General features: G+C 70.2%; 29 protein-coding genes and 1 pseudogene. 11 read left to right on the top strand and 19 right to left on the bottom strand.

The window, feature by feature from the left end; all coding sequences use genetic code 11:
- Nucleotides 1-35: 35 nt before the first annotated feature.
- Nucleotides 36-1,106 carry a peptide chain release factor 1 gene (prfA, locus tag EV278_RS17055; protein ID WP_132094105.1) on the bottom strand — a complete coding sequence of 357 codons (1,071 nt, stop codon included), beginning with the start codon at nt 1,104-1,106 and terminating at the stop codon, nt 36-38.
- A gap of 160 nt (nt 1,107-1,266) precedes the next feature.
- Between prfA and EV278_RS17050 the strand changes: the two genes are divergently transcribed.
- Entirely contained in the window at nt 1,267-1,779 is a 513-nt protein-coding gene (locus EV278_RS17050; RefSeq protein WP_132094102.1) for a DUF1993 domain-containing protein, read from the top strand.
- Between the two features lie 143 nt (nt 1,780-1,922).
- Here EV278_RS17050 and EV278_RS17045 read toward each other — a convergent pair whose 3' ends face one another.
- From EV278_RS17045 to EV278_RS17035, 3 genes are all read right to left on the bottom strand, one after another.
- Nucleotides 1,923-2,396, bottom strand: a complete 474-nt coding sequence (locus EV278_RS17045; RefSeq protein WP_132094099.1) for a molybdopterin-dependent oxidoreductase — start codon at nt 2,394-2,396, stop codon at nt 1,923-1,925.
- A 116-nt stretch (nt 2,397-2,512) separates the two neighbouring features.
- The gene (locus EV278_RS17040) at nt 2,513-3,295 is read right to left on the bottom strand and encodes a hypothetical protein (protein WP_132094096.1); all 783 of its coding nucleotides are present in this window, start codon (nt 3,293-3,295) and stop codon (nt 2,513-2,515) included.
- Between the two features lie 76 nt (nt 3,296-3,371).
- The gene (locus EV278_RS17035) at nt 3,372-4,046 is read right to left on the bottom strand and encodes a LysE family translocator (protein WP_132094093.1); all 675 of its coding nucleotides are present in this window, start codon (nt 4,044-4,046) and stop codon (nt 3,372-3,374) included.
- Between the two features lie 132 nt (nt 4,047-4,178).
- On the opposite strand from EV278_RS17035, the gene EV278_RS17030 reads away from it, so the two are divergent.
- Together EV278_RS17030 and EV278_RS17025 are read left to right on the top strand one after the other, a co-directional pair.
- Complete coding sequence (locus EV278_RS17030; protein ID WP_132094090.1) at nt 4,179-5,561, top strand: PLP-dependent aminotransferase family protein; 1,383 nt, start codon at nt 4,179-4,181, stop codon at nt 5,559-5,561.
- 230 nt (nt 5,562-5,791) lie between these two features.
- The gene (locus EV278_RS17025; protein ID WP_132094087.1) at nt 5,792-6,178 is read left to right on the top strand and encodes an OsmC family protein; all 387 of its coding nucleotides are present in this window, start codon (nt 5,792-5,794) and stop codon (nt 6,176-6,178) included.
- 127 nt (nt 6,179-6,305) lie between these two features.
- On the opposite strand, the gene ispG is transcribed toward EV278_RS17025, so the two are convergent.
- Nucleotides 6,306-7,445: a flavodoxin-dependent (E)-4-hydroxy-3-methylbut-2-enyl-diphosphate synthase gene (ispG, locus tag EV278_RS17020; RefSeq protein WP_132094084.1), complete on the bottom strand. Its 1,140-nt coding sequence runs from the start codon at nt 7,443-7,445 to the stop codon at nt 6,306-6,308.
- A gap of 135 nt (nt 7,446-7,580) precedes the next feature.
- Between ispG and EV278_RS17015 the strand changes: the two genes are divergently transcribed.
- Nucleotides 7,581-8,387 carry a hypothetical protein gene (locus EV278_RS17015; RefSeq protein ID WP_132094081.1) on the top strand — a complete coding sequence of 269 codons (807 nt, stop codon included), beginning with the start codon at nt 7,581-7,583 and terminating at the stop codon, nt 8,385-8,387.
- A gap of 24 nt (nt 8,388-8,411) precedes the next feature.
- Here the strand turns inward: EV278_RS17015 and EV278_RS17010 are convergent, their stop codons facing one another.
- The 3 genes from EV278_RS17010 to EV278_RS17000 all read right to left on the bottom strand — a co-directional run bounded on the left by EV278_RS17010 (nt 8,412) and on the right by EV278_RS17000 (nt 12,594).
- On the bottom strand, nt 8,412-9,491 hold the full coding sequence (locus tag EV278_RS17010; RefSeq protein ID WP_165916682.1) for a helix-turn-helix domain-containing protein: 1,080 nt from the start codon (nt 9,489-9,491) through the stop codon (nt 8,412-8,414).
- 178 nt (nt 9,492-9,669) lie between these two features.
- A complete protein-coding gene (gene ptsP / locus EV278_RS17005; RefSeq protein WP_132094075.1) occupies nt 9,670-11,934 on the bottom strand; it encodes a phosphoenolpyruvate--protein phosphotransferase in 2,265 nt (754 codons plus the stop codon).
- Nucleotides 11,935-12,150: 216 nt separating this feature from the next.
- On the bottom strand, nt 12,151-12,594 hold the full coding sequence (locus tag EV278_RS17000; protein WP_132094072.1) for a glycine zipper 2TM domain-containing protein: 444 nt from the start codon (nt 12,592-12,594) through the stop codon (nt 12,151-12,153).
- 105 nt (nt 12,595-12,699) lie between these two features.
- On the opposite strand from EV278_RS17000, the pseudogene EV278_RS24470 reads away from it, so the two are divergent.
- Nucleotides 12,700-12,828, top strand: a pseudogene (locus EV278_RS24470) (hypothetical protein); the annotation flags it as partial.
- A 6-nt stretch (nt 12,829-12,834) separates the two neighbouring features.
- Here the strand turns inward: EV278_RS24470 and EV278_RS16995 are convergent.
- The 5 genes from EV278_RS16995 to EV278_RS16975 all read right to left on the bottom strand — a co-directional run bounded on the left by EV278_RS16995 (nt 12,835) and on the right by EV278_RS16975 (nt 17,946).
- Nucleotides 12,835-13,779, bottom strand: coding sequence for a DMT family transporter (locus tag EV278_RS16995; RefSeq protein ID WP_132094069.1), 945 nt, complete (start codon nt 13,777-13,779; stop codon nt 12,835-12,837).
- Between the two features lie 77 nt (nt 13,780-13,856).
- On the bottom strand, nt 13,857-14,510 hold the full coding sequence (locus tag EV278_RS16990) for a glutathione S-transferase family protein (RefSeq protein WP_132094066.1): 654 nt from the start codon (nt 14,508-14,510) through the stop codon (nt 13,857-13,859).
- A 91-nt stretch (nt 14,511-14,601) separates the two neighbouring features.
- Nucleotides 14,602-15,939, bottom strand: a complete 1,338-nt coding sequence (locus tag EV278_RS16985) for an alpha-L-fucosidase (RefSeq protein ID WP_132094063.1) — start codon at nt 15,937-15,939, stop codon at nt 14,602-14,604.
- A 112-nt stretch (nt 15,940-16,051) separates the two neighbouring features.
- Nucleotides 16,052-16,513, bottom strand: a complete 462-nt coding sequence (locus EV278_RS16980; RefSeq protein ID WP_132094060.1) for a hypothetical protein — start codon at nt 16,511-16,513, stop codon at nt 16,052-16,054.
- 185 nt (nt 16,514-16,698) lie between these two features.
- Nucleotides 16,699-17,946, bottom strand: coding sequence for an aspartate kinase (locus EV278_RS16975; RefSeq protein ID WP_132094057.1), 1,248 nt, complete (start codon nt 17,944-17,946; stop codon nt 16,699-16,701).
- Between the two features lie 181 nt (nt 17,947-18,127).
- On the opposite strand from EV278_RS16975, the gene ubiG reads away from it, so the two are divergent.
- The 5 genes from ubiG (at nt 18,128) to EV278_RS16950 (ending at nt 21,205) form a co-directional block, all read left to right on the top strand.
- Complete coding sequence (gene ubiG, locus EV278_RS16970; protein WP_132094054.1) at nt 18,128-18,892, top strand: bifunctional 2-polyprenyl-6-hydroxyphenol methylase/3-demethylubiquinol 3-O-methyltransferase UbiG; 765 nt, start codon at nt 18,128-18,130, stop codon at nt 18,890-18,892.
- A gap of 48 nt (nt 18,893-18,940) precedes the next feature.
- Nucleotides 18,941-19,210: a type II toxin-antitoxin system VapB family antitoxin gene (locus tag EV278_RS16965; RefSeq protein WP_243692234.1), complete on the top strand. Its 270-nt coding sequence runs from the start codon at nt 18,941-18,943 to the stop codon at nt 19,208-19,210.
- Nucleotides 19,210-19,605: a type II toxin-antitoxin system VapC family toxin gene (locus EV278_RS16960; protein WP_132094048.1), complete on the top strand. Its 396-nt coding sequence runs from the start codon at nt 19,210-19,212 to the stop codon at nt 19,603-19,605. The genes EV278_RS16965 and EV278_RS16960 overlap by 1 nt, the downstream gene beginning before the upstream one ends.
- A gap of 109 nt (nt 19,606-19,714) precedes the next feature.
- Nucleotides 19,715-20,752, top strand: coding sequence for a glycine zipper 2TM domain-containing protein (locus tag EV278_RS16955; protein ID WP_132094045.1), 1,038 nt, complete (start codon nt 19,715-19,717; stop codon nt 20,750-20,752).
- A gap of 138 nt (nt 20,753-20,890) precedes the next feature.
- Nucleotides 20,891-21,205 (top strand): glycine zipper 2TM domain-containing protein, encoded by a 315-nt coding sequence (locus EV278_RS16950; RefSeq protein WP_132094042.1) that lies wholly within the window; start codon nt 20,891-20,893, stop codon nt 21,203-21,205.
- 77 nt (nt 21,206-21,282) lie between these two features.
- On the opposite strand, the gene EV278_RS16945 is transcribed toward EV278_RS16950, so the two are convergent.
- The 4 genes from EV278_RS16945 to EV278_RS16930 are packed head-to-tail and all read right to left on the bottom strand — an operon-like array spanning nt 21,283 to nt 23,655.
- Complete coding sequence (locus tag EV278_RS16945; protein ID WP_132094039.1) at nt 21,283-21,717, bottom strand: DUF1178 family protein; 435 nt, start codon at nt 21,715-21,717, stop codon at nt 21,283-21,285.
- 15 nt (nt 21,718-21,732) lie between these two features.
- Entirely contained in the window at nt 21,733-22,581 is an 849-nt protein-coding gene (locus EV278_RS16940) for a carbon-nitrogen hydrolase family protein (protein WP_132094036.1), read from the bottom strand.
- Nucleotides 22,578-22,832, bottom strand: a complete 255-nt coding sequence (grxC, locus tag EV278_RS16935; RefSeq protein WP_056753479.1) for a glutaredoxin 3 — start codon at nt 22,830-22,832, stop codon at nt 22,578-22,580. Before grxC ends, EV278_RS16940 begins: the two co-directional genes overlap by 4 nt.
- A gap of 31 nt (nt 22,833-22,863) precedes the next feature.
- Nucleotides 22,864-23,655, bottom strand: coding sequence for a ComF family protein (locus EV278_RS16930; protein ID WP_243692233.1), 792 nt, complete (start codon nt 23,653-23,655; stop codon nt 22,864-22,866).
- Between EV278_RS16930 and EV278_RS16925 the strand changes: the two genes are divergently transcribed.
- The gene (locus EV278_RS16925; protein WP_132094033.1) at nt 23,654-24,568 is read left to right on the top strand and encodes a methyltransferase domain-containing protein; all 915 of its coding nucleotides are present in this window, start codon (nt 23,654-23,656) and stop codon (nt 24,566-24,568) included. The two genes, EV278_RS16930 and EV278_RS16925, sit on opposite strands and share 2 nt — an antisense overlap.
- 7 nt (nt 24,569-24,575) lie before the next feature.
- On the opposite strand, the gene mutT is transcribed toward EV278_RS16925, so the two are convergent.
- Both mutT and EV278_RS16915 read right to left on the bottom strand, forming a co-directional pair.
- Entirely contained in the window at nt 24,576-24,995 is a 420-nt protein-coding gene (mutT, locus tag EV278_RS16920) for an 8-oxo-dGTP diphosphatase MutT (RefSeq protein ID WP_132094030.1), read from the bottom strand.
- Between the two features lie 93 nt (nt 24,996-25,088).
- Nucleotides 25,089-26,729: a glycoside hydrolase family 43 protein gene (locus EV278_RS16915; RefSeq protein ID WP_132094026.1), complete on the bottom strand. Its 1,641-nt coding sequence runs from the start codon at nt 26,727-26,729 to the stop codon at nt 25,089-25,091.
- Between the last annotated feature and the right edge of the window lie 4 nt (nt 26,730-26,733).

The raw sequence follows: 26,733 nt of genomic DNA, 5'->3' as shown, positions 1-26,733 counted from the left end.
TCCGCCCTCAATGGGGGGCGGGGGACGAAAGCGCCTTAAAACCCGCCCTCTTCCAGGCTCGCCAGCCTCGCCGCCTGATCCTCGGCGATCAGCGGCTTGATGATGTCGTCCAGGGCGTCGCCCTCCATCACCTTGGCCAGGTTGTAGAGGGTCAGGTTGATCCGGTGGTCGGTGACCCGGCCCTGCGGGAAGTTGTAGGTGCGGATGCGCTCGGAGCGGTCGCCGCTGCCGACTTGGCTCTTGCGGGCGTCCGAGCGGGCGGTGTCGAGCGCCTCGCGCTGCATGTCGTAGAGGCGCGCCTTCAGGTTCTTCATCGCCCGGGCGCGGTTCTGGTGCTGGCTCTTTTCCGAGCTGGTCACCACCACGCCGGTCGGCAGGTGGGTGATGCGCACGGCCGAGTCGGTCTTGTTGACGTGCTGCCCGCCGGCCCCGGACGAGCGGTAGGTGTCGATCCGCAGGTCGCTCTCGTTGATCTCGATCTCGACGTCCTCGGCCTCGGGCAGGACCGCGACGGTGGCGGCCGAGGTGTGGATGCGGCCCTGGGCCTCGGTGGCCGGCACGCGCTGGACGCGGTGCACGCCGCTCTCGAACTTCCAGCGGCCGAACACGCCGTCGCCGGTGACCGAGGCGATGATTTCCTTGTAGCCGCCCATCTCGCCTTCGGAGACGCTGTCGATCTCGACCCGCCAGCCCTGGAGCTGGGCGTAGCGCTGGTACATGCGGAACAGGTCGCCGGCGAACAGGGCCGCCTCGTCGCCGCCAGTGCCGGCCCGGACTTCGAGAATGGCCGAGGCGTTTTCGTCCTTGTCGCGCGGAGCCAGCATCAGGGCCAGCTCGCGCTCCATGACCGGCAGCTTCTCGTCCAGGGCGGCGATCTCGTCGGCGACCATGGCGGCCATTTCCGGATCGCCGGCCATCTCGTCCAGCTCGGCGCGCTCAGCGCTCAGCTTGGCCAGGGCCTCGACGGCCTCGGCCACCGGGCGCAGCTCGGCGTGCTCCTTGGAGAGCTTGACGATCTCGGCGCCGTCGGTGGCCGCGCCCATCCGGGCTTCGACTTCACGGAAGCGGTCGAGAACTTGGTCGAGGCGGGCCTGGGGCAGTCGCAAGGGAGAACGTCACGCTGTGGAGGAACGGGCGGTCTCTCTACCGCTCCGGACGCGCCGCGTCACCCCTTGGCGGGCGGACCTGTAAAGCCTGACCACGCGCCCCTATCTGCCGGGGGCGGCGAAACATCCCCCGCGCCGCGTCCCGTTTTCGGAGCCTTCCATGTCCCTGTCGATGCATCGCGCCTCGGTTCCCGTCTTCGTCCGCGCCCTTGAGGTGCTGGCCACCCTGCTCGACAAGGGCGAGGCCCACGCCAAGGCCCAGGGCCACAACCCCGACGACCTGGTCGCCGCCCGCCTGGCCGACGACATGCTGCCGCTGTCGGGCCAGGTCCAGCGGGCGTCGGACGCCTCCAAGGGCGCGGTGGCCCGGCTGACCGGCGTCGAGGCCCCCGCGATGCCGGACGAGGAGACCAGCTTCGCCCAGCTCCGGAAGCGCGTGACCGACACTCTTGCCTATATCCGGAGCGTCGATCCCCAGGCCTTCGAGGGCAGCGAGGGCCGCACCGTCGAGCTGAAGACGCCGGGCGGGCCCCTGACCTTCACCGGCGAGGACTACCTGTTCAGCTTCGCCCTGCCGAACTTCTTCTTCCACGTGGTCACCGCCTACGACATCCTGCGCCACAAGGGCGTGCAGATCGGCAAACTGGACTATCTGGGGGCCGTGCGGGGCTAGAGCATCGCGCGGAAAAGTGGACGCCGGTTTTCCGCAAAGCGATGCGAAAACAAAAACCTAGAGCAAATCGTGCGATTCCTATATCGCGCGATTTGCTCTAGTCTGGATTGGGGACTGGCGCAGGCGCCTGTCCCCTTCCCGATCTATTGAACCGCCTTCACCTCGACCGACGTCAGCATCCGCACCGAGCGTCCCGGACGCAGGTCGCCGTCGACGACCAGACGGTAGGGCCCCTCCTTGGCGTCCAGCGGCTGGCCGTCCTTGCGGTCGGCGATGATCACCGGATTGGTCCGGTAGATCGGGTCGGTCTCGCCCAGGGAATAGGACGCGGTGAAGCCGTCCGAACCCTTGGCGACCACCACCTGGTTCAGGTAGCGGCCCATCAGCCGGTCGCCCGACACGACCCCGGCCTGCTTGAGGGCGGCGTTCAGCAGCGCGCCCTCGTAGGTGATCGGCTTGCCATGGGCGGTGAAGGTCGCCTTGGCGCGCGGCAGGGCCTGCAGGTCGGCCGGCGTCAGCACCAGGCTGTCACGCCCTTGGACGGTGACCTTCAGGTCCTGGGCCAGGGCGGGGCTCGCGGCGAAGGTGATCAGGGCGGCGAGGAGCAATGGACGCATAGGCAGAGACCTTTCATGAAGGTTCGATCTGGGGCCGATGCGTGCTTTCAAGCAAGCCCCGCGCTCTGGATTGGGGACAGGCGCTTGCGCCTGTCCCCGTCCGGACCACGGAAACCTCAGTACAGCAGCGTCTTGCCCAGTACGCCCGAGCCATCCGGCAACGGCGAGATCTGCTTGATCATCACCTGGCCCTTCTTGGCGAACCAGAAGCGGGTCACGCCCATCTCCGGGTGGTTGTAGTCGGTGGTCACCACCCAGCAGTCGACCTTGCCGCCGCCCGGCAGGTCCAGCGCTTCCGAGCCCGCCACCTTGAACAGATAGGCCGCCGGCGGGCCGCCGCCGGGATGGGTGAAGACGATGCTGGCTTCGTACCCGGCCGCCAAGGGCAGGGCCTGGACGAACTCCATGTCGGTCTCGAAGTTGAAGCTGGGCTGCGGCGAGGCGACCTCGAAGTCCTTGGCGGCGTTGTCGGCCAGGTCCTTCAGGCCGACGATCCGATCGGGCTTGAAGTCATAGCCCTCGACCTTGGCGACGCCGTCCTTCTGGGTGCGACGGACGTGGGTCAGGGGCCGGAAGGTGCCGACCTCGAACCAGCTGTCCAGCTGGCGGTCGGACGGCGTGGCTCCGACCCCGTCCCAGTGCTGGACGATGTGCAGGCGGCGCTGGCCGTCCTGGTCCTCGAAGCGGACCTCGCGGGTCCAGACGTCGGCGACGCGCACCGTGTCGCCCGTCTGCTTGAAGCGCAGGTAGCGGTGCACGCCGGGCTTGAGGTTGTCGAACCGGGCCAGCGGCTGGCCGACAGGCACGGGCGTGACGGCGGCCTGCGCCGCGAGGGGCCCGACAAGGGGCGAAGCCAGCAGCAGGACGGCGAGCAGGGCGGAACGGGCGGCAAAGGGCATGGACGACTCCGGATTTTCGCCGCCGCACCAGACCCCAGCCGCCCGCGCCGCACCACTTAAGGTTCGGTAATGCGCCCTAGCCCCGCGACGACCAGCGCGGCGTCGGCGGCAGGTCGGCCAGCAGGCGCGGGGCCTCCCGCGAGACGCCGGCGGGACGGGTCTCGACCACCAGCGGGTAGAGCGAGACGACCAGCAGGGCCGCCATGGTCAGGTTGAAGGCCCGCAGCACCGGCGGCCGGTCCAGGAACCGCCGCATGCCCTGGCCGAACCCCGCCCAGGCCGCGCTGCACGGCGCGCCGACCAGCATGAAGGTCCCGGCGATGAAGAACACCCCGATCGTCGAGCCCTCGGGCGTATAGGTGGTGGCCGCGGTCAGGGCCATGGCCCAGGCCTTGGGATTGACCCACTGGAAGGCGGCGGCCTGCAGGAAGGTCATCGGCTTGGCCCCGGCGCCCTTGTCCGACACGCCCTTGGCCGTGGCGATCTTCCAGGCCAGCCACAGCATGTAGGCCCCGCCGACCCAGCGCAGCACCTCGTGCAGCACCGGCCAGGCCTTGAAGACGCCGCCCAGGCCCAGGCCCATGGCCGCCACCATCACGCCCAGGCCGACGCTGATCCCGAGGATGTGCAGCACCGTGCGGCGGAAGCCGAAATTCGCGCCCGAGGCCAGCAGCATCATGTTGTTGGGTCCGGGCGTGCCGGCGGTGGCGAAGGCGAACAGGACGAAGGCGAGCAGCAGTTGGGCGGTCATGACGGACGCTCCTCGAAGACGACGGCCCCGTGCAAAGGACGGGCGCCGGAGGCGGGAATGTCATGGTCATCATGCTGATTGCATCATGTGTCAAAACCTATATTGTTCCAGTGACAATTCTGGAGATCGCCGATGGCCGGCTGGACCCCGACCCTCTCCCAAGGCGAGGCGCCGCTCTATGAGCGCCTGCTGGACGCTTTGCGGCGGGACATCGCCTCGGGAGCCTTGAGCGACGGCGACCGCCTGCCGCCGCAGCGGGACCTGGCCCACCGCCTGGGTCTTGGGCTGGGGACGGTGACCCGGGCCTATGTCGAGGCGGAAAAGGCCGGGCTGGTCCAGGCCCATGTCGGGCGCGGCAGCTTCGTGCGCGGCGCCCTCGGCCAGGGTCCGGGCCCGGCGACCGAGGATCCCCGGCCGATCAATCTGAGCCAGAACATCGCCCCGGTCACCGCCGGCGGCGCGCGGATCGTCCAGACCCTGGCCCGGCTGCAGCGCCGGCCCGACCTGCTCGACAATCTGGCCTACGCCCCCTCGACGGGGCTGGAGGCCCACCGTCGGGCCTTCGCGACCTGGCTGTCGCGCACGGCCGGGGTGGAGCGCGCCGACTGGCGCCAGGTGATCTGCTGCGCCGGGGCCCAGCAGGCCCTGGGGCTGGCCCTGGCCGCCCTGTGCCGGCCCGGCGACGAGGTGCTGTGCGAGGCCGCCACCTTCCCCGGCGCCCGCGTGCTGGCCGACCACGCGGGCTATCGCCTGACGGGCGTGGCCATGGACGGCGAAGGCCTGCTGCCGGAGGCCCTGGACCGCGCGGCGGCGAACGGGGCCAAGGCGGTGTTCGTGCTGCCCACCCTGCAAAACCCCACCGCCCGGATTATGGGAATCGGACGCCGGGCCGACATCGTGGCCGTGGCGCGCCGGCGCGACCTGTGGATCATCGAGGACGGCATCTATTCGATCTTCGGCGGTGATCCGCTGCCCGCCCTGGTTGAACTGGCGCCGGAGCGGACGATCCACGTGTCCGGCGTCTCCAAGTCGCTGTCCCCCGGCCTGAGGGTCGGTTTCCTGCTGGCCCCGCTCGGCGACCTGTTCGAGCGCGTCGTCCACGCCGTGCGCGCCCAGTTCTACGCCCCGCCCAACTTCGGCGCCCTGATCGCCAGCCAGTGGATCGAGGACGGCACGGCCGAGGCGATCGCCGGCGACATCCGGGACGAGATGGGGCGGCGCCTAGGCCTGGCCCGCGCGATCCTCGGCCCCGCCATGGAAGCGCCGGCGTCCGCCTTCAGCCCGCACGTCTGGCTGCCGATGGGCGAGCTGGCCGCCGAGCGCCTGGCCGGGCGCGCCCTGCGCGGCGGCGTCGAGGTCACGCCGCCCGGCGCGCCGATCGTCGAGCCAGGCCTGGAGAGCGGCGTGCGGCTCTGCCTGGGCGCGGCGCGGGACCGGGCCGAGCTGGAACAGGGCCTGCAGGTGGTCGCCTCGGCCCTGGCCGGCGTGGACGAGCGGTCGCGGGCGGTGATCTGAGAGCCGGGGACGCGCACTCACACCCCAGACTTCTCGGGTTGATCCGTCGAGCGCAGGGTGAGTGCGTGTACCCACCTTCGCCCTCAGCGTCAGAGGGGCTTGCCCCCAGCTCAGTGGATGACTTAGGGGACACGCACTCACGCTGAATTCAGCGCGAACGCACCAAGGCCTTGCCGTGAGTGCGCGTCCCCGACTCGCTCCAGAATAGTTCCCCCACCCAAGGAACCGCCATGGCGACCGCCACCGCCCGCATCGGCGACGCCCGCTACGCCACCGCCATCACCACCGGCCGCCACGCCCTGACGGCCGACGAGCCCGAGCGCAACGGCGGGGCCGACGCCGGCCCGGCGCCGTTCGACCTGCTGTTGGCCTCCCTGGGGGCCTGCACGGCCATGACCTTGAAGATGTACGCCGAGCACAAGCAATGGCCGCTGGAGTCGCTGGAGGTGCGCCTGCACTATCACGGCGGCGAGACCCCGCCCCGGATCGAGCGGGTGCTGGTCCCGGCGGGCGCGCTGGACGAAACCCAGCGCGCCCGGCTGGCCGACGTCGCCGAGCGCACGCCCGTGACCCTGGCCATCAAGGGCGGCGTGCCGATCCAGACCTCGCTGGGGTGATCACTTGCCCCCACCTGACCGCTTCGCGGTCTGTCCGCCCCCATAGGGGGCGGAGCCTTCGCGCCTAGGCTCTTCCGCCTATTGGGGGAAGACGGTCGCGAAGCGACCCGTAGGGGGCAAGCAGATCCTACTCCGCCGCGATCGCCTTGGCTTCGGCGTCGGCCTTCAGCTGGGCCGCGCGCTGTTCGACCAGTTCGACGATGTGGTCGATCATGCCGTCGTTGGACTGCTTGTGGTCGGGCTTGCCGGCCATGTAGATCATGCCCGACCCCGCCCCGCCGCCGGTGAAGCCGAGGTCGGTCATCAGCGCCTCGCCGGGGCCGTTGACCACGCAGCCGATGATCGACAGCGACATCGGCTGGCTGATGTGGGCCAGGCGCTGCTCAAGGATCTCGACCGTCTTGATGACGTTGAAGCCCTGGCGGGCGCAGGACGGGCAGGCGATGATGTTGACCCCGCGGTGGCGCAGGCCCAGCGACTTGAGGATGTCGAAGCCGACCTTGATCTCCTCGACCGGATCGGCGGCCAGGCTGACGCGGATGGTGTCGCCGATGCCGGCCCACAGCATCGAGCCGATGCCGATCGACGACTTGACCGTGCCGGTGCGCAGGGCCCCGGCCTCGGTGACGCCCAGGTGCAGCGGGCAGTCGATCCGCTCGGCCAGCTGGTAGTAGGCGGCCACCGTCATGAACGGGTCGGACGCCTTCACCGAGATCTTGAACTCGTGGAAGTCGTGGTCCTGCAGGATGCGGGCGTGGTTCAGGGCGCTCTCGACCATGGCGTCGGGGCACGGCTCGCCGTACTTCTCCAGCAGTTCGCGCTCCAGCGAGCCGGCGTTGACGCCGATCCGCATCGAGCAGCCGTGGTCGCGGGCCGCCTGGATGACGTCGCGCACGCGGTCGGGGCTGCCGATGTTGCCCGGATTGATCCGCAGGCAGGCCGCGCCGGCCTGGGCCGCCTCAATGCCGCGCTTGTAGTGGAAGTGGATGTCGGCCACGAGCGGGACCTTGGCCTCGCGGGCGATGGTCCTGAAGGCCGCGGTGGAGTCGACGTCGGGGCACGAGACCCGGACGATGTCGGCCCCGGCCTCCTCCAGCTGGCGGATCTGCTCCAGCGTCGCCGCCGCGTCGCTGGTCAGGGTGTTGGTCATCGACTGCACCGAGATCGGTGCGTCGCCGCCCACCTCGACATTGCCGACGCGGATCTTGCGCGATTGCCGGCGCGCGATCTGGCGCCAGGGACGGACGTGCGTGTGGTCTGCGGACATGCCGCCAATCTAAGGGGTTTGGCCCCGGAACCCAAGAGGATCGCGGAAATGTCACGGGCGCCACGATCCTGACGCGCGGCGATGGTCTCTGGTTCGTCCCACGGGCGGCGCCAACGCGCCGAAAACGGAGTTTCGATGAGCGGTCGGCCGCAGGTCTACGATCCCCTGGTCCCGACGCCGCGTCCCCGCCGGCGCGCGAAGGCGGACGGCCTGGTCGCCGCCGGGATCAGCGTCGCGGCCCATGCCGCCCTGCTGCTGGCCGTGATGGCGGTGCGGGTGCAGCCGCCGACCCTGCCCGAACCGGAGCCGATCAGCGTCGCCCTGTACGAGCCGCCACCGCCTCCGCCGCCTGAACCGCCGAAATTGGCGCCCGAGCCGGCCGGCGCCCCGGCCCCGGCCAAGCGCTCGCCGCCCAAGCTGCCCGTCCGCCAGCCGCGCCTGGTTCCGCCGCCCGAGGTCGAGCCCCTGCCCGCCAAGCCCGCGCCCAAGCCGGTGGTGGTCGCCGAGCTGGGCGAGGCCGACCTAATCGGCGCGGCCACGGCCGGCGGCGGATCGGGGGCCGGCGGCGCCGGAAGCGGTCCGGGCGGCGGCGGGTGCGACATGGTCCAGCTGCTGCAGGACGCCCTGCGCAGGAACCCCCGCGTCCGCGCCGCCCTGGCCCAGGTCCACCCCGAGGCCGCGGCCCGGGGCAAGGCGGTGCTGGTCTGGAACGGCGACTGGGTGCAGAGCCCGGGCCAGGAGGGCAAGGGCCTGGCCGGCGTGCGCGAACTGATCATGCTGGAGGTGGCGTTCGCGCCCAAGGCCTGTCGCGACGACCCGATGCGGGGCCTCGTGCTGATCTCGCTCAGCGACAGCCCCGGCGCGCCGCGCCTGGCTCTGGGCTCGCGGTCCTGGAACTGGTCGGACCTGCTGTTCGCGAAGTCGGGCCGCGGCCGGGGCTGATCCCACGCCCGCCGGTGGAGCGGATCAGCCTTGCGGCTTGGCCGGTTGGGGGGCCGCGACCGGCGCGGCGGGGACGACGGTCAGCTTGCCCAGGGCGGCGGTGGCGCTCGGCATGCGGCTGGTCAGGACGCCGCCGTTATAGACCTCGAACACCGCCGGATCGGAGACCTCGGCGATCAGGCCGCCGTTGCGCGGGGCGCGGAACGCCTCGCCGGCCGCCATCCAGCGGGTGAAGTAGATGGCGCCCGCCGCGTCGTGCACGGTCAGCGAGCCGGGCTTGCGGGCCTGCAGGATCAGGCCCGAGGCGTCGGCCTGGGCCGCGCCGTAGACCGCGCCCTTCGGCCGGAACGGCGCGCCGACATTGACCGCCTGGCTGGGGTCGGCGCCGGCCTTGGCCGCCTCGGCCGCGCGGGCCTTGGCGGCGGCGCTGACCGCGTCGGCCGAACCGCCGTTGGCGGCGGCGTCCTCGAGGCCGGGGGTCTTGTAGGGCTCCGGCGTGGTCGACTCGACCGGGGCCGGCAGGGGCGCGCCCAGCGACACCGAACCGGGCGCGGCGCCGGGATCGACCGGAACGGCGGCCGGGGCGGCGACGGCGGCGGTCGCCTGGGCCGGGGCCACCTGGGCCGGCGGCGTGTCCTTGGCGATGGCGCGCTGGGCGACGTTCCACAGCACGATGGCGGCCACGACCAGCACGCCGAGCGCCAGGATCAGGCCCAGGCGCGGATCGCGCTCGCGGTGCACGCCCACCGGGGCGCGCAGCGGCTCGCTGTCCTCGGGCGCGTCCAGCTTGAAGCGGGCCACGGCGGCGTCGTCGTCCAGGCCCAGAACCTTGGCGTAGGACTTCACATAGCCGATCGTGAACGGGCGCGAGGGCAGCTCGTCCAGGCGCAGGGCTTCCAGCGCCTCGATATAGCTCTGGCGGATGCGAGTGGCGTCGGCGACGTCCTGCAGCGTCAGGCCACGGAACGCGCGGGCGGCGCGCAGGGCCGCGCCGATGTCGGCGCCGTGATCGACGGAAGGGTGTTGGGCGGCCATCGGCGCGTCCTCGCCCTCGCTGTCGGCGACCAGCTGCAAGTGCGAAACCCTGCCCGTATCCAGCGGCATGGCTGCCATGATACCCCAAAATCGCGACGCCGGAGACCTTCGCCCCACCCGGGAGACGAGCCCGACGCGCTATCCCAGCCACCCTGACCGGGAAATGTTAATACTTTATGGTCGATATCAAAGTAAGTCGCGGGATTCAATAAACTATAAAGCCGCGCTTGGTTAATCCGCGTCGTGTCTAGATGGCGACGTAAAGCTTGCGCGCCAGGGTTTCGATCTCGCCACGGAGCGATCCGGCCGAGGTCTTCAGCAGGGCCTCGACATTGCGCCGGGCGGCCTCGCGATCGCACGACAGCACCATCTGCTTGACCGGCCCGATCCCCGCCGGCGGCATCGACAGGCGGTCGAAACCCAAGGCCAGCAAGGCGAAGGCCTCGAGCGGCCGCCCCGCCATCTCGCCGCAGACCGAGACCGCCGTCCCGGTGTCGAAACAGGCCTGCTGGATGGTCTTCAGCGCCCGCAGCGCGGCCGGCGACAGGGGATCGTAGCGGTCCGAAACCCTTGGATTGCCCCGATCGGCGGCGAACAAATACTGCATCAGGTCGTTGGTGCCGACCGAAACGAAGTCGGTCATCGGCAAAAGTGCGTCCAGATGCCACAGCAGTGACGGCGCCTCGATCATCGCCCCGACGTCCAGGCGGGCCGGCTCGGGACGGCCGCGCTTCAGGGCCCAGGCGACCTCCTGGTCGACGAAGGCCCGGGCGGCGCGGAATTCGTCCACATTGGCCACCAGCGGGAACATGATCCGCAGCTCCCGCCCCCGGGCGGCCTTGATCAGGGCCCGGATCTGCATGCGCAGCAGGGCCGGACGGTCCAGGCCCATGCGCACTGCGCGCCAGCCCAGGGCCGGATTGTCCTCGCGCTCCAGCTCCATGTACGGCAGCAGCTTGTCGCCGCCCAGGTCGAGGGTGCGGAAGGTCACCGGCATGCCGTTGGCGGCCTCCAGCACCTTCTCGTAGAGCGCCGTCTGGGCCTCCAGCCGGGGCATCTCCTCGGCGACCATGAACTGGAACTCGGTGCGGAACAGGCCGATGCCCTCGGCCCCGGTCTCGCCCAGGATGTCCAGGTCGACGGCCAGGCCGGCGTTCATCAGCAGGGTGACCTTGTCGCCGTCTTTCGTGACCGCTGGCGTATCTCTGATACGCGCGAACTCGGCCTTGCGCTGGGCGCGGACCTCCATCCGGGCCCGCAGCGCCTTGATCACGTCGGCGCGCGGCCGCAGCCAGGCCTCGGCGGTCTCGGCGTCGACCACCACCGGATCGCCCTCGCTGACCCGGTCGCGCAGGCCGGCCAGGCGGCCGACGCAGGGGATGTCCAGGGCCCGGGCGACGATGCCGGCGTGGCTGGCGGCCGAGCCTTCCTCCAGCAGGATGCCCTTGAGCTTGGTGCGGTCGTATTCCAGCAGGTCGGCGGGACCCAGGTTCCGGGCGATCAGGATCGCGTCCTCGGGCAGCACCCGCACGGCGTGGACGTCGCCGGCCAGGTGGCGCAGCAGCCGGTCGTTCAGGTCTTCCAGGTCGTGCAGCCGCTCGCGCAGATAGGGATCGCGGGCCTGGCCCAGCCGGGCGCGATGCTCGGATCGCACGCGCTCGACCGCGGCCTCGGCGGTCAGGCCCGAGCGCACGGCCTCCTGCAGCGACCGGTTCCAGCCCCGGTCGTGGGCGAACATCCGGTAAGTCTCGAGCACCTCGTACGAGGCGCCGACCAGGCCGTGCTGGCCCTCCAGCATCTCGTCGATCTGGGTCTGCAGCGCCTCGATGGCCCATTTCAGCCGGGCCTCCTCGGCCAGGGCGTCGTCGGACAGCAGCTGCTCGGGGGCCACCGGCTGCTCGTGCAGCACGGCCACGCCGTAGGCCAGACCCTCGGCGAAGCGCGCGCCCTTCAGCCGCTCGGGCTTGTGCGGCGCGATGTCGACGTCCTTGAGCTCGCCCTGGCCCAGCAGTTCGCCGGAACTGACCATCTCGGCCAGCACCATGGCGATGATCTGCAGGTCCTCGACCTCCTCCTCGTCATAGACCCGCTCGGTGCGGTTCTGGACGACCAGCACGCCGATCGTGCGGCCGCCGCGCAGCAACGGCACGGCCAGGAAGGCGTGATAGGGGTCTTCGCCGGTTTCCGGGCGGTACGAGAACTGAGGATGGCTGGCGGCGTCGGACAGGTTCAGCGGCCGGCCCAGGCGCATGGTCTCGCCGACCAGGCCTTCGCCGGGCTTCATCCGGGTGACGTGGACGGCGTCGCGCGACAGGCCTTCGGTGGCGAACAACTCCAGGTCGCCCGAGGCGCGGCGCAGATAGATCGAGCAGACCTCGGCGACCATCGAGATGGCGATGGTGCGCACCACCATGTCGAGCTTGGCCTGGGCGGGTCCGCCCCCGGCCATGGCCTCGCGAATCTGCCGAAGCAGGCTGCGTGGTCCCCGAACAGCGATCCCGGACGCCGCCATGTCTAAGCGCGCACTCCCCAATGGTCCGATACGGCTGGTCCCGACAGAACGCGTCGAAGGTTAAGAAGCCGCATCGCCCTTAGCCGGGCTATAGCAGATTTCGCGCGCCGCACAGCGACCGCTCGCGCTCAAATCGTGGTTCGCGCACGAAAAAGGCGCCGCCCCCGAAGGGACGGCGCCGGATCGCCCAGGCCCGAAGGCGGTCAGGGGAGGCTGTTAGCGGCGCTGGCCGTAATAGCCGTTTCCGTACTGGCCGCCGTCATGGCGGTAGCCGGTGTCGTAGCGGCGGTCGCGGTCGTAGCGGTCGCCGTAGGAACGGCCGTAGCCGCTGTTGTAGCCGTAGCCGCTGTTGTAGCTGGACCCATAGCCGTAGCGGCTGTCGCGATAGCCGCTGGAATAGCGGCGGTGGTCGCGGTCGTAGCGGTCGCCGTGGCCGGTCGAGGCGCCCAGGGCGGCGCCGGCGACGGCGCCGATGGCGATGCCGCCCTTGTCGCCGTCCGACAGGGCCGCGCCGGCGATGCCGCCGATCACGGCGCCGAGGATGGCGCGTTCGGTCTTGTTGCTGCGGTCGCCGGCGAAGGCGGCCGAGGCGGGCAGGACCAGGGCGCCGGTCACGGCCGCGGCGACGGCGATCCTGGTGAACTGACCAAAGGTCTTCATGGCGTAGCTCCTTGAGAGCGTCAGGCCGGAAGAAGTCCGGTGCGGCGCTGTTGGGGCCTTTGTCGCAAATTCGCCTTGAACCCGATCTGAACGGCGATGTTCAGGTTGCGGTCATGTTCGCGGGACGGTCGTGCGTCCTTCGAGGCTCGGCTGCGCCTCGCACCTCAGGATGAGGAAATCAGCAACAACGCTCCTCATCCTGAGGCGCCCGCGCAGCGGGCCTCGAAGGACGCACGGCCCCTATTCCGCCGGATGAGCCTCGGCCTCCGGCCGATGCAGATGCACCGACCACAGCACCCCCGCCAGCATCAGGACGATGGCGGCGGCCTCCAGCGGCAGCGGCCAGCGGGCGTCGTGCAGAAAGCCGTACAGCAGGGCGAACAGGGTCTCGAAGACGATCAGCTGGCCCGACAGGCTGAGCGGCAGGAGCCGGCTGGCGGCGTTCCACAGGCCGTTGCCGATCACCGAGGCCCCCAGCGCCACCGCCAGGCTGACGCCCCAGAACAGGGTCCAGCCCGCCGGGGCGTGCGACGCGCCGCCCAGGAAGGCGGGGATCACCAGCAGCAGCGACAGAAGGCCGGTGACCACGCCGGTCAGCAGCGACCATTCGTGGCTGTTGAAGCGCGGGGTGGCGGCCAGGCGCCGGGCGTTCCAGACGGCGTAGGCGGTCCACACCGCCAGCGCCCCGACCGCCGCCAGCAAGCCCAGGACCAGCCGTCCGACCCCGACCTCGCGGGCGGTCTGGAAGGCGGCGACATTGATGCAGGCCACCCCGATCGCGACCAGCAGCAGCGGCGCGGCCAGCCGGCGCAGGGCCACGCCTTCCCCTGGTTTGGCCCCGATCAGGGTGATGGTCACGGGCAGGAGGCCGATGATCAGCGAGGCCGGGGCGACGCCGGCGATCTGAACCGACACCGCCAGGCCCACATAGTAGACGATGTTGCCCAGCAGGCTCAGGCCCGCCAGATCGCGCCAGTCGGCCAGGGTCAGGCGCGCCAGCACGCCGCGCGCGCTGGGGGCCAGCAGCACCGCCGAGGCCAGGCCGTAGCAGAGGTAGCGCCCGGCGGTCATCTGCAGCGGCGTGAAGGCGTGCAGCAACTTGGGCGCCAGGAACACCCCGCCCCAGAAGGCCCCGGCGACGAGGCCGCAGAGAAGTCCGATCGCCAGGCGCTGTCTATGGTCCATGCCCGGGAGTTAGCAGACCACGCTCCGGGACGCTTGGCGAAAGCGCCCGGAGCCCTCTCGTTTCGGCCGGATTGAACTCAGGCCGCCTCTTCCGCTTCCTGGAAGGTCGCCATCTGGGCCGCCAGGGCTCGCTGGAAGGCGGGGCGCGCCTCGCATCGGCGGACATAGGCGTCCAGCACCGGGTTGGAGGTCACCAGGTCGGTCTGGCGCGGGAAGCGCAGCACGGTGGTCATCATCAGGTCGGCGGCGGTGAACCGGTCGTCCGACAGGTATTCGCGACCGGCCAGCCAGCCGGCCAGGCTCTCCAGCCGTGAGATCGCGAAGGCCTCGGCGCCCGGCCGGCGCGCCTTGGCCCAGGCCTCGTCGGCGTGGAACAGGTCGATGGCGGTCAGGTTCTGGATGGCCGGCTCGACCGAGTTGAGCGCGGCGATCAGCCAGGTGTGCATGCGCAGCCGCGCCTGCGGGCCGGACGGCGCCAGGGCGGGCGAGCGGTCGGCGATGTGCAGCACGATGGCCCCGCTCTCGAACATCACGAAGTCGCCGTCCTGCAGGTAGGGCGCCTGGCCGAACGGCTGCATCTCGCGATAGGCGGCCGTCCCCTGCTCACCCTGCTCCAGCAGGCGGGTCCGGTACGGGATTCCGGCCTCCTCCAGGGCCCAACGCACGCGAAGGTCGCGCACCAGCCCCTGGGCGAACGGCGGAACCCAGCGGAAAGCACTGATCGTGATCATCATCCTGCTCCTCGTGACGAGGCCCCCGCGGGGCCTTCGAGGAGAAGTCGCGCCAGGCGGCCCGATTTCGACATCGGGCCGGAAATTTTCTCTAGGTCGCGGCCGGCGCCAGTCGCAGCTCGATCACCGTGACGGCCGATCCGCGCGACGACGGCGGCACGGACAGGGTGTGGCCCTTGGCGTCGGCGGTCCAGTTGACGACCTCGCCCGACAGGTTCCGGGCGCTCACCACCGTCCTGGGCAGCGGCGGCAGCGACAGCGCGTCCGCGGGCCAGCCGACGATATGGACGAAGGCGCTGTCGCCGGCGGTGGTCATGCCGTAGACGCCGTCGACGGGCTGCAGCGGTCCCGGGCGCGTGCCGTAGACGGCCCGGCCGTGGCGTTTCAGCCAGAGCCCGACGCCTTTCAGCGTTTCGGTCTGCTTCGGCGGAATGACCCCCTCCCGGTCCGGACCGACATTGGCCAGGACATTGCCGTTGCGCACGATGGCGTCGACCAGGTGGCGCACGACCTGGTCGGTGCTCAGGACGCTGTCTTCGGGGGTGTAGCCCCAGGCGCCGTTATTGATGCTGAACGTCTTTTCCCATGGGCGGGCGCGGATCGGCCCCTTGATCGGCGCGCCGCCTTCCTCGACGTCGTTGTCGCCCTGCCATCCCGAACGCGGGTTGATGACGATCTTGGGCTGATATCGGCGCACCATGCTGTTCAGCTTGTCCGGCTCCCAGAACCACGCTGCGTCGGCGTCCGTGCCCCTGTGCGCCAGCCAGCCGCCGTCCCACCACAGGATGTCGATGCGGCCGTAGCGGCGCATCAGCTCCTCGACCTGGGCATAGGTCTGGCGCTTGAACAGCGCGGCGTTCTCCGGCAGCTCCTTGGGGTGGAAATAGGCGGGGAAGCGCCAGTCGAGCGGCGAATAGTAGAGCCCGACGCGAAGTCCCTGCCCGCGGACGGCGCTCACGAAGGGCGCAACGAGGTCGCGATGCGCGGCCGAATGCATCGCGTCGAAATGGCCGTAGCTGGCCGGGCTGTTCCACAGCGCAAAGCCGTCGTGGTGGCGCGCCGTCAGCACCATGTAGCGGGCGCCGGCCGTCTTCGCCAGCTTGGCCCAGCTGACCGGGTCATAGTGGTGGGGATTGAACTCCGCGGCGAGCTTGGCGTAGGCCTCCGGCGAGACCTTTTCATTGTTCATGTACCACTCGCCGCGGGCCGGAATGGCGTAGAGGCCCCAGTGGACGAAGACGCCGAACTTGGCGTCGCGCCACCACGCCAGGTCCCGTTCGGGCAGCAGCAGGTCGGGCGCCAGGGTCGGGTCGGAACTGGAGGCCTTCAGCGCCGAGCGCTGTTCGTCGGTCAGCACCTGGGCGTTCAGGGCCGACGGAGCCAGGGCTGCGGCGGCGGCCCCGATCAAAAGGTGGCGACGGTCCAGCATGATATTCCCCCCGATTTTTCGGGCACGCTAAGCGACGCGGCGGGAATTTCAATGGTAAATTGATTTTTGCATATGAATAGAAGGCGCGCCGACGCTCCCCCGGGTGGAACCCCTAGCCGTGTCCCGGCAGGGCCAGCGGCGCGCTGATCGCCTCGACCAGCTGCTTGGCCTGCTCCACCGCGCCTTCGATATCGCGCTCGATGAACTCGACCTCGGCGTCGGTCAGGGGATGGGGGGCGGCGATGACCTCGCGCAGATAGGCGCGCTTCTCGGGCTCGGTCATGGTCCACCAGCCGACGGTGTGGCCCTCCTCGATCACCGCGTCGCCCATGGCCAGGAGGTCGTCCTCGTCGAAGATCGGCCGGCCGGGCTGCTCGGGGAACCACTGGCCGTCGTCGGGCAGGGCCTTGTCCAGCTTGCGCAGCAGCGCGGCCAGCCACGGGCTGATCAGCAGCGGCTTCTCGTAGCCGTCGCCGAACTTGGCGCGCAGCAGCAGGTCGTACAGCAGCTCCAGCCCGGCCTCGCCCTCGAAGGTGACGGACTTCTTGTCGGGATCGAAATGGAAGACCGACATGGGGGCTCCTGGAGTGGCGAATGCACCCCTCATAACGTCAGAACGCGACGTTTCGCTAACGGCGGCGCCCTGCGTCCTTCGAGGCCGCTGCGCGGCGCCTCAGGATGAGGAGCTCCGTAACTTTGAATCCCTCATCCTGAGGTGCGCGGCGAAGCCGGGCCTCGAAGGACGCAGTGCTGTTCAGCCTACAGCTGGTCCAGACCATACGCCGCGTGCAGCGCCCGCACCGCCAGCTCGGTGTAGGCCGCGTCGATCAGCACGCTGATCTTGATCTCCGAGGTCGAGATGACCTGGATGTTGATGTTCTTCTCGGCCAGGGCCTGGAACATCGACTGGGCGACGCCGGCGTGGCTGCGCATGCCCACGCCGATCACCGAGACCTTGGCGACGTCCTCGTTGACCGCCACGTCCTCGAAGCCGATCTCGGCCTGGGCCTTGCGGACGATCTCGACGGCGCGGACCGCGTCGCGCTTGCCGACCGTGAACTCCATGTTGGCGGTGTCGGCGCTGCGGGCGCGCGACTGCACGATCATGTCGACATTGACGTTGGCCTCGGCCAGGCGGCCGAAGATCTGCGAGGACACGCCCGGATGGTCGGGCAGACCCAGCAGAGTGATCTTGGCCTCGTCGCGGCTATAGGCGACGCCCGAGACGATGCGCTTTTCCATGATTTCTTCCTCGTCGCAGACGATCGTACCTTGGCCCGGGGCTTCGCCCGGCTCGACGAAACTCGACAGCACCCGCACCGGGACGCGATGGGCCATGGCCATCTCGACCGAGCGGGTCTGCAGCACCTTGGCCCCCAGCGAGGCCATTTCCAGCATTTCCTCGTAGGAGATCTTGGCCAGGCGCTTGGCCTTGCTCTCGATCCGAGGGTCGGTCGTATAGACGCCGTCGACGTCGGTATAGATGTCGCAGTCGCCCTTCAGGGCCGCGGCGATGGCCACGGCGCTGGTGTCCGAGCCGCCCCGGCCCAGGGTGGTGATGCGCTGGTCGGGGGTCACGCCCTGGAAGCCGGCGATCACCGCGATCTGGCCGGCCGCGAAACAGGCCTCCAGATTGGCCGGCGGGATCTCCTCGATGCGGGCCCGGCCGTGGGCGTCGTCGGTCAGGATCGGCACCTGCCAGCCCAGGAACGAGCGGGCGTTCAGGCCCATGTTGCGCAAGGTCATGGCCAGCAGGCCGGCGGTGACCTGTTCACCCGAGGCGACGACGGCGTCGTACTCGTCGTCCGACTCCGGCAGGCCTTGCGCCGCGCGGCCCGAGCCGTCGGTCCAGGCCACCAGCTCGTTGGTCTTGCCCGACATGGCCGAGACCACCACCGCCACCTGCTTGCCCGTGGCGACTTCGGCCGCGACCAGGCGCGCCACCCGGCGGATGCGCTCCAGGTCGGCCACCGAGGTGCCGCCGAACTTCATCACCAGACGTGACACGCCCTACCCCTGAAAAACCTAAGGTCAATTCTTGCGCCGAGGGCGGACGAACCGTCGCCGTCGCGCAAGCCGCGGTCTTCTAGCGGCGCGGCGGCGCAACGGCAATGTCGCGACGCGTCTTTTTCGCCGAGTGTGGCGCCGCGCCCTTCGCGGCTCGCCGGGACGTTGCTACATGAGACCCATGAGCCAGCCCGCCGAAGCGCCGCCCCCGCCCTCCTGGAGCATCGACCCCGCCGACGTGGCGCGGTTCTCGGCGATCGCGGCCGAGTGGTGGGACCCGCGCGGCAAGTTCGCGCCGCTGCATGTGTTCAATCCCTGCCGCCTGGGCTTCATCCGCGAGCAGGCCCTGGCGCGCTTCGAGCGCGACGGCAACGCCCGCGCGCCGTTCGAGGGGCTGAGGCTGCTGGACGTCGGCTGCGGCGGCGGGCTGCTCAGCGAGCCGATGGCGCGGCTGGGCTTCACGGTCACCGCGATCGACGCCTCGGAGAACAACATCAAGACCGCCGCCGCCCACGCCGCCGAGCAGGGACTGGAGATCGGCTATCGCCCGGCCACCGCCGAACAGCTTCTGGCCGAGGGCGCGGGACCGTTCGACGTGGTGCTGACCATGGAGGTCATCGAGCACGTGGCCGATCCGGGGCAATTTCTTCGGACTTGCTCGCGCTTGCTCGCGCCCGGCGGCCTGATGATCGTCGCCACCCTGAACCGCACGCTCAAGGCCCTGGCCCTGGCCAAGATCGGCGCCGAATACGTGCTGCGCTGGGTGCCGCCCGGCACCCACGACTGGAAGCAGTTCCTCAAGCCCGACGAGCTGCGCGCCTTCCTGGCCGCCGAGCCGGTGGCCGTGCAGGGCCCGTTCGGCGTGGCCTACAACCCCCTGACCGGCCGCTGGAGCCGTTCGGCCGATGTCGACATCAACTACATGATGACGGTGACGCGGGACTGACGTCCAGCGGTGACCGCGGCCGCCCATCATGATAGTCTCCGAACCATCATGACGAAGCCCGGCCCCATCCAGATCCGCAACGCCGAGGTCGTGGAGAACATCCGCGAACTGGCGCGGCTGCGCGGCGCGGGCCTGACCGAGACGGTCGAGGCGGCGGTGCGGGAAACGCTGGAGCGGGAACGGGCGCTGAAGGCTGGCGCGCTTGGAGCACGCCAGACAAAGGTCATGAACCTCCTGAAAGAGATCTGGGCTCGTCCCCATGCGGGCGAGCTGCTCACCGACGCCGACCTCTATGACGAAGAGGGCTTCCCGAAGTGATGGTGGTCGACGCGTCGGCGCTCGTGACCATCCTGCTGCGCGAGCCCGAATGGGACCGCTTCCTGGACGCCCTTCTCACGGCGGGCGGCGGCGTCATCTCTCCGGTTAACGCTTGGGAGACCTGTGTCCGGACCGCCCATCTTCGCGACGACGCGGGGCGTTCCGACGCTGAACGCCTGATGACCGAACTGGGCGTCGAGATCGCCCCCATCGACGCCGAGCAAACCCAGATCGCCATCGAGGCCCGACTTCGGTTCGGACGAGGAATCCTGAACCTGGGCGACTGCTTCGCCTACGCCCTGGCCAAGACCCACGGCGGCGGCGTCCTGCTCTACAAGGGCGACGACTTTACGCGCACCGACATCAGAAGCGCCGTCGCCGCCTCCGCCGCCTGACGGAACCTGCACCGCCGCCACGCCTTCTATTCGGCAAGGGACGCCTACCCGGATTGACGGCCCGTCTGGGGGCCGGACGTTGATCCGTTCGTCGGAACGGAGAGCTATCATGACCTCGAGAACCACCGTGTGGCTGATGGCCTCGGCCCTCGCCCTGAGCACGGCCGCGCCGGCGCTCGCCCAGTCGGCCGACGCGGCCTACCAACAGCGCCTCGAAAGCTACGGCGACCAGCGCGCCGTCTATGACGCCCAGAGCGCCGACTACCAGCAGCAGCAGCGCGACTACGACCGCGACCGGGCCAAGTACCTGAGGGACAAGGCCGACTATGACCGCCGCTACGGCGCGGGCGCCTACGACCGGCGCTATCCGCAGTACGCCACGCGCTTCGACGACGCCCGCTATTCCGACAGCTCGGACTATTACGCCGAGCAGACGGCCTTCGACCACGATCGCCAGATCTATGAGGACACCCGGCGCGACTACGACCGCCGCTACGGCTATGGCGCCTACGACCGCCGCTATCCCGACCAGGCCCGTCGCTTCGGCACGAGCGGCCAGGTCTATGGCGCCGACAGCAGCGACTATCTGAGCCAGCGCGCCCAGTACGACCGCGACCGGGCCGACTATGAGCGGGCCCGCGCCGACTACGACCGCCGCTACGGCTCGGGCGCCTATGACCGCCGCTATCCCGACTACGCCAACCGCTATGGCGCGCCCTATGCCGGCCGCTACGGCGACGACGTCTCGTACAACGCGCCGTGCCGGATCGACGCCAAGAAGAACGCCACGGCCGGCGGGGTGATCGGGGCCCTGGTCGGCGCGGTGGCCGGCTCCAACCTGGCGGCCCGCAACGCCAAGCCGGAAGGCACTGTGCTGGGGGCCCTGGTCGGTGCCGGCGTCGGGGCCAGCATCGGCAACGCCTCAACCAAGAACCGCTGCGACGCCGACGGCCAGTACTGGACCTATGACGAGACGGTCCCCTATCGCGAAAGCAGCCGCTATCGCGCCAGCTCCAGCACGGCCTACAGCAACTACAGCCGCCGATGCCGCCTGGCCCCGGCCGACACCGACTACAACGGCCGTGTCGAGACTCGCTACGTCCGCGTCTGTCCCGACAGCGAAGGGCGCTATCGCATCCAGGGCTAGCGTCTGGACGAGGATGAACGGCGTGGTCGGCGCCGCTTCATCCCCCGTTCAGGTCGTATTTCCGACAATGATCGAACTCAATTGAAGCTTGGGCGTTGAATGCGCTCAAGGGACTGAAACAGAAAAAGGGAGCCCGCCATGCGCGCTCAGATCAAGACTCTCGCCGTCGTCGTCGCTCTCGGCTTCACGGCCTCCACCGTCGCGGTCACCGCGGCCGACGCTCAGACCCGCACGCACAAGGTCTGGGTGTGCAAGAGCACCAAGAGCGCTCGCAACAAGGGCACCGTGGTCGGCGCCCTCGGCGGCGGCACGCTGGGCGCCGTCGTCGCCGGCCATGGCAACAAGACCGAAGGCGCCCTGCTCGGCGGCGCGCTGGGCGCGGTCGCCGGCAACCAGATCGCCAAGAAGAACTCCAAGAAGAAGAACTGCCACTACGAGTACCGCCGCTACTAAGCGGCCGCTCCAGGCAGGTCGGATGAAGGGGACGGGAAACCGTCCCCTTTTTCGCGCACCCTATCCCGGAGGAGAGGCTAGTTCACCTCGGTCTTCTTCGGCGCGGCCGGCGGCAGCGGCGCGACCTTGACGCCATCCTCGATCAGCGCCTTGACCTCCTTGGGCGAGGCCTCGCCGTAGATGCCGCGTTCCTCGGACTTGCCCTCGTGGATGTCGCGGGCCTCCTTGGCGAAGCGGTCGCCGACATAGTCGAAGTTCTCCTCGACCTTGCGGCGGACCTCGCCCATGGCGGTCATCATCATCTCGCGCATGGCGGCGGTGGGCTCGGGCGCGGCCTTCTGGGCCTTGGTGCCGGCCACGGCGGGGGCCATGATCTGCTTGCGAACCGCCTTGGAGCCGCACAGCGGGCATTCCAGCAGCCCGCGCGCGGCCTGGTCGTCATAGTCGGACGACGAGCCGAACCAGCCCTCGAAGGCATGGTCGTGATCGCAGCTGAGCGCGTACTTGATCATCTTCAGTATATGGGGTCAGGGACCCGTGAATTCACGGGCGTTCTTGAGGGCCGGGATCGCCGCGCGGACCTTGTCGACGGCCGCGAGGTCGAGATCGGCGATCAACACCCCCGGCTCGTCGTGGTCAAGTTTTCCGATCACCTCGCCCCACGGGCCGATGGCGATCGAGCGGCCCCACGTGCCGCGGCCGTCCTCGTGGAAGCCGCCCTGGGCCGCGGCGATCACGAACGAGCCGGTCTCGATGGCCCGGGCCCGCAGCAGGATGTCCCAGTGCGCCTCGCCCGTGGGCCGGGTGAAGGCGGCGGGGACGGTCAGGACCTGGGCCCCGCCCAGCGCCAGGGCCCGATGCAGGGCCGGGAAGCGCATGTCGTAGCAGATGGTCAGGCCGAAGGTCGCCAGCGGGGTCTCGACCACGGCTGCGCGGTCGCCAGGCTCGTAGGTTGCCGATTCCCGCGCTGTCTCGCCCTTCTTGCCGTCTCTTGGCGGCAGGTCGACGTCGAACATGTGCAGCTTGTCGTAGGTGGCCACGATCGCGCCCGTCGGGTCGATCACCGCCTGGCGATTGGCGGCTTTTCCGTCCTCACGCTTCACCAGGGCCGAGCCGACGTCGATCCAGACGTCCAGCTCGCGCGCCAGGTCGCGCAGGCCCTGCACCACCGGATCGTCGTCCAGCGAGACCAGGGTCGGCAGAAGCTTGGCGCGGTCTTTCTGCAGCACGTTGACGCCCTCGGGCGTCAGGACGAACCGGGCGCCCTGCGCCGCCGCCTGGCGCACCAGCGGCGCGACATGCGCCAGCGCCGCCGCGTGGGTGGCGGGCGTGCGGGTCTGGACCAGGCCGACCCGGAGAGGCGCGGACGAGCTCATGCGGCCAGCAGCGGGTCCAGCTTGCCCTCGCGCTCCAGCGCCATCATGTCGTCGCAGCCGCCGATATGCTGGTCGCCGACGAAGATCTGCGGGAAGGTGGCGCGGCCCGAGCGGTCCATCATCTCCTTGCGCAGCGCAGGGTCCATGCCCGCCTCGATCTCGGTGAAGTCGGCGCCCTTGTCGTTGAGCAGCTTCAAGGCCCGGGCGCAGTAGCCGCAGAACGGGCGGGTGTAGATGGTGACCTTGGCCATGGGGAATCCGTAACAGAGATCGTGCTCGTCCTCATATAGGACGCGCTTGCATTTCTGTAACGCGTGCGACGACGGCGAGCATCACCTCGGTTGCGCCGGCCGCCAGCAGGGCCCGGGCGCAGCCCTCGGCGGTGGCTCCGGTGGTCAGGACGTCGTCGATCAGCAGCACCTTGCGGCCGATCACCCGATGGCGGCGCGGTTCGGGCACGGCGAAGGCGGCGGCGACGTTGCGGCGCCGGCCGTCGGCCGACTTGCCGCCCTGGCTGTCGGTGTCGCGCTTGCGGACCAGGGTGTCGGGCAGGTAGGGCCGCGCGGCCGTGGCGCACAGCGGCCGGGCGATCTCGGCGGCCTGGTTGTAGCGGCGTCTCAGCAGGCGCGAGCGGTGCATCGGCACGGGGACCACCGCGTCGGCCTCCTCCAGCAGATCGGCGGCGCAGCGCGACAGCCAGCGGGCGAACAGGCCCGACAGGTCGGTGCGATCGGCGTGCTTGAGCTTGAGGATCAGGTCCCGCGAGTATTCGTCATAGAGACAGGCGGCCCGCGCCCGGGCGAAGGCGCGGGGCTTGGCCTGACACAGGGCGCAGCGGATCTCGCCGGCGTCATAGGCGAACGGCGCGCCGCAGCCGTCGCAGACCGGCCCGTCCAGGAAGGTGATCCGGCTCCAGGCCGCGGCCGACAGGCCCGAAGTCAGGGCCGCGCCGCCGTCGAAGGCGCGCGGCGGCAGGATCAGGTCCAGCAGCCCATGGGCGAAGATCGTGACGCGGGCCGGCGGCTTCGCAAAAGGTTTCCATGGCGCGCCGGAAGGCCCATCTTGTACGGACATGACCGACGCCCCCCTGCTCTTCGACCGCGCCCTGCTGCGCGTCCGCCTCGACCGCGCCGCCCCCGGCTTCGACGCCGCCGGCTTCCTGAAGGCCCGCGCCGCCGAGGACGCCGTGCTGCGCCTGGAAGCGATCCTGCGGGAGTTTCCGGTGGCCGTCGATCTCGGAAGCCGAAACGGCGCTTTCTCACAGGCCCTGAGGGACAGCGACGCCCGCGCCAAGATCGGCCTGCTGATCGAGACCGACCTGTCGGCGCGGATGCTGGCGGGCCGGGAAGGGACGCGGCTCGTCGCCGACGAGGAGCGCCTGCCGTTCGGCGACGCGACGATCGACCTGCTGGTCTCGACCCTGGCCCTGCACTGGACCAACGACCTGGTCGGGGCCCTGATCCAGATCCGCCGCGCCCTGAAGCCCGACGGCCTGTTCGTCGGCGCCCTGTTCGGCGGGGCCACCCTGACCGAGCTGCGCCAGGCCCTGCTGGCCGCCGAGGACGAGATCACCGGCGGCGCCTTCCCGCGCGTCTCGCCGTTCGCCGACACGGTCGACGCCGCGGGCCTGCTGCAGCGCGCCGGCTTCGCCCTGCCCGTCGCCGACAAGGACCGGGTCAAGGTGCGCTACCCCCACCCGATCGCCCTGCTCAGGGACCTGCGGGCCATGGGCGAGACCAGCGTGCTGCTGGACCGCTCACGCAAGCCGCTGGGCCGGGCGGTGCTGCTGCGGGCGATGGAGATCTACCAACAGCGCTTCGCCGAGCCCGACGGCCGCGTGCCCGCCACGTTCGAGATCATCACCGTCACCGGCTGGGCGCCGCACGAGCGCCAGCAGAAGCCCCTGCGCCCCGGCTCGGCCAAGATGCGCCTGGCCGACGCGCTAGGATCGGTGGAGCAGTCGGCGGGCGACAAGGCCGGCGGTTAGGGTCGGTTCACAGCAGATCGCGCAGCCAGGCGATCAGCGGCAGGTCGGCCGGCGGCATCGGATAGTCGGCCAGCTGGTCGGGCTTCACCCATTTCAGCGCCTCGTGCTCCTTGGCGGTCACCTGGCCTTCCCAGCGGCGCAGCAGGTAGAGCGGCATCAGCAGGTGAAAGGTCTCGTAGGTGTGCGAGGCGAAGACGAACGGCGCCAGGCAGGCCTGGGCGACCTTGATGTCCAGTTCCTCGTGCAGCTCGCGGATCAGGCACTGCTCGGGCGTCTCGCCGGGCTCGACCTTGCCGCCGGGAAACTCCCACAGCCCGGCCAACTGCTTGCCCTTCGGCCGCTGGCAGATCAGCATCCGGCCATCCACATCGATCAGGGCGGCGGCGGCGACGAGGACGGTGGGCTTGGGGGCGGAGGCTTCGGTCATGCTGAGGTTAGTCGGACGCGCAGCGCCGATTGGCAATCTTTAAAGCCGCTGCATCGGCTGGGGACAGGCACATGTGCCTGTCCCCAATCGTGGTCACCCCACCTTCGCCGCGTACGCCCGCTCGACATAGCCGAACCCGTCGAAGTCCGCCGGCAACCCCGTCCCTGAGGTGTCCTGGCAGGCCATGCCGACGAAGGCGCCGGTGAAGGCCGGCGCGCCGGGGGCGGTGGCCTCGTCCGACAAGATCGAGGCGTCGAACATCTCGGGCAGCCAGGTCCAGGCCTCGCCGTCCAGGCTGAAGGCGAAGCGCAGGCGCTCGTAATCGACCTCGACCCGCAGGTGGACCAGGCCGTCGTCGGGCAGCGGGATCGGGGCGGTGAAGGCGTCGGCCTGGGGGCTGTCGGGCAAGGCCGACATCACCCGCAGATGCCGTCCATGCTCGTCGTCGCGCGAGACGAACAGGTAGTGGAACTTGCTGGCCCCGTAGTAGCAGACCAGCCCCGCCGCCTGCTGGAAGTGCGCCGGCGCGAAGTCCATCACGGTGCGGGCGCTGTAGCAGAACGCCTGCTGGCGGCGTGCCACCAGGGCCTGGCGGAACGTGCTGCCGATGCTCTCGCGGCCGAACAGGCGCAGCCAGCCAGGGCGGGCCACCAGGCTGAACAGCTCGTCGGGGAACGGCGAACGCAGCCATTGGAAGTCGATCGGCAGGTCGAGGCCGTCGAAGTCCTCCCATTCGAGCCCGGCGGGCCAGGGCGCGGGCTGCAGGCCCGGCGAAGGCGGGGCCAGCTCCGGATCCCCGGAGCCGTCGCGGGTGCGCAGCCAGCCGTCCTCGCCCCACGCCATCGGCTGGATCGCGGTCTCGCGGCCCAGCACGCAACGCCCGCGGTTGGGCAAGGGCCGACCGCACAGATAGGCCATCCAGGTCCGGCCGTCGGGCGTCTCGACCAGGTCGGCGTGGCCGGCCCGTTGCAGCGCCGCGTGGGGCCGGTCGCGGGCGGTCAGCACCGGACCGTCGGGGTGCGGTTCGTAGGGGCCTTCCAGCGTCCGCGAGCGGGCCATGGTCACCGCGTGACCGAACCCCGTACCGCCCTCGGCGGTGATCAGATGGTACCAGCCGTCCCGCTTGTAGAGGTGCGGCGCCTCGGTCAGGCCCAGGGCCGTGCCGGGGAAGATGTTCCGGCGCTCGCCGACCAGCGCCTGGGCGGCGGGGTCGTACTGCTGGGCCACGATGCCGGCGAAGCGGTTGCGGCCCGGCCGATGGTCCCACAGCTGGTTCAGCAGCCACTTGCGGCCGTCGTCGTCATGGAACAGCGAGGGGTCGAAGCCGCTGCTATTGAGATGCACCGGGTCCGACCACGGTCCCTCGATGGCGTCGGCGGTGACCAGGTAGTTGTGGAAGTCGCGCAGGGACGCCCCGGACGCTCCGCCCACCGTGGTGCGGCCATAGCGCTTGACGTCGGTATAGATCAGCCAGAACCGGTCGTTGGCATGGGTCAGGCACGGGGCCCAGACCCCGCAGCCGTCCGGCGCGCCCAGCATGTTCAGCTGGCTGGGCCGGGTCAGGGGCCGGGTCAGCAGCCGCCAGTTCACCAGGTCGCGCGACTGGTGGATCTGCACGCCGGGGAACCACTCGAAGGTCGAGGTGGCGATGTAGTAGTCGTCGCCGACGCGGACGATCGACGGATCGGGATTGAAGCCCCGCAGGATCGGGTTCGGGATCGTGTCTTGCGGCATGGCT

The sequence above is a fragment of the Caulobacter sp. BK020 genome (genome assembly GCF_004342605.1).
GTDB lineage: Bacteria > Pseudomonadota > Alphaproteobacteria > Caulobacterales > Caulobacteraceae > Caulobacter.
Note: the sequence above shows the minus strand (reverse complement) of the source record. Positions and strands in the feature narration are given on the sequence as shown.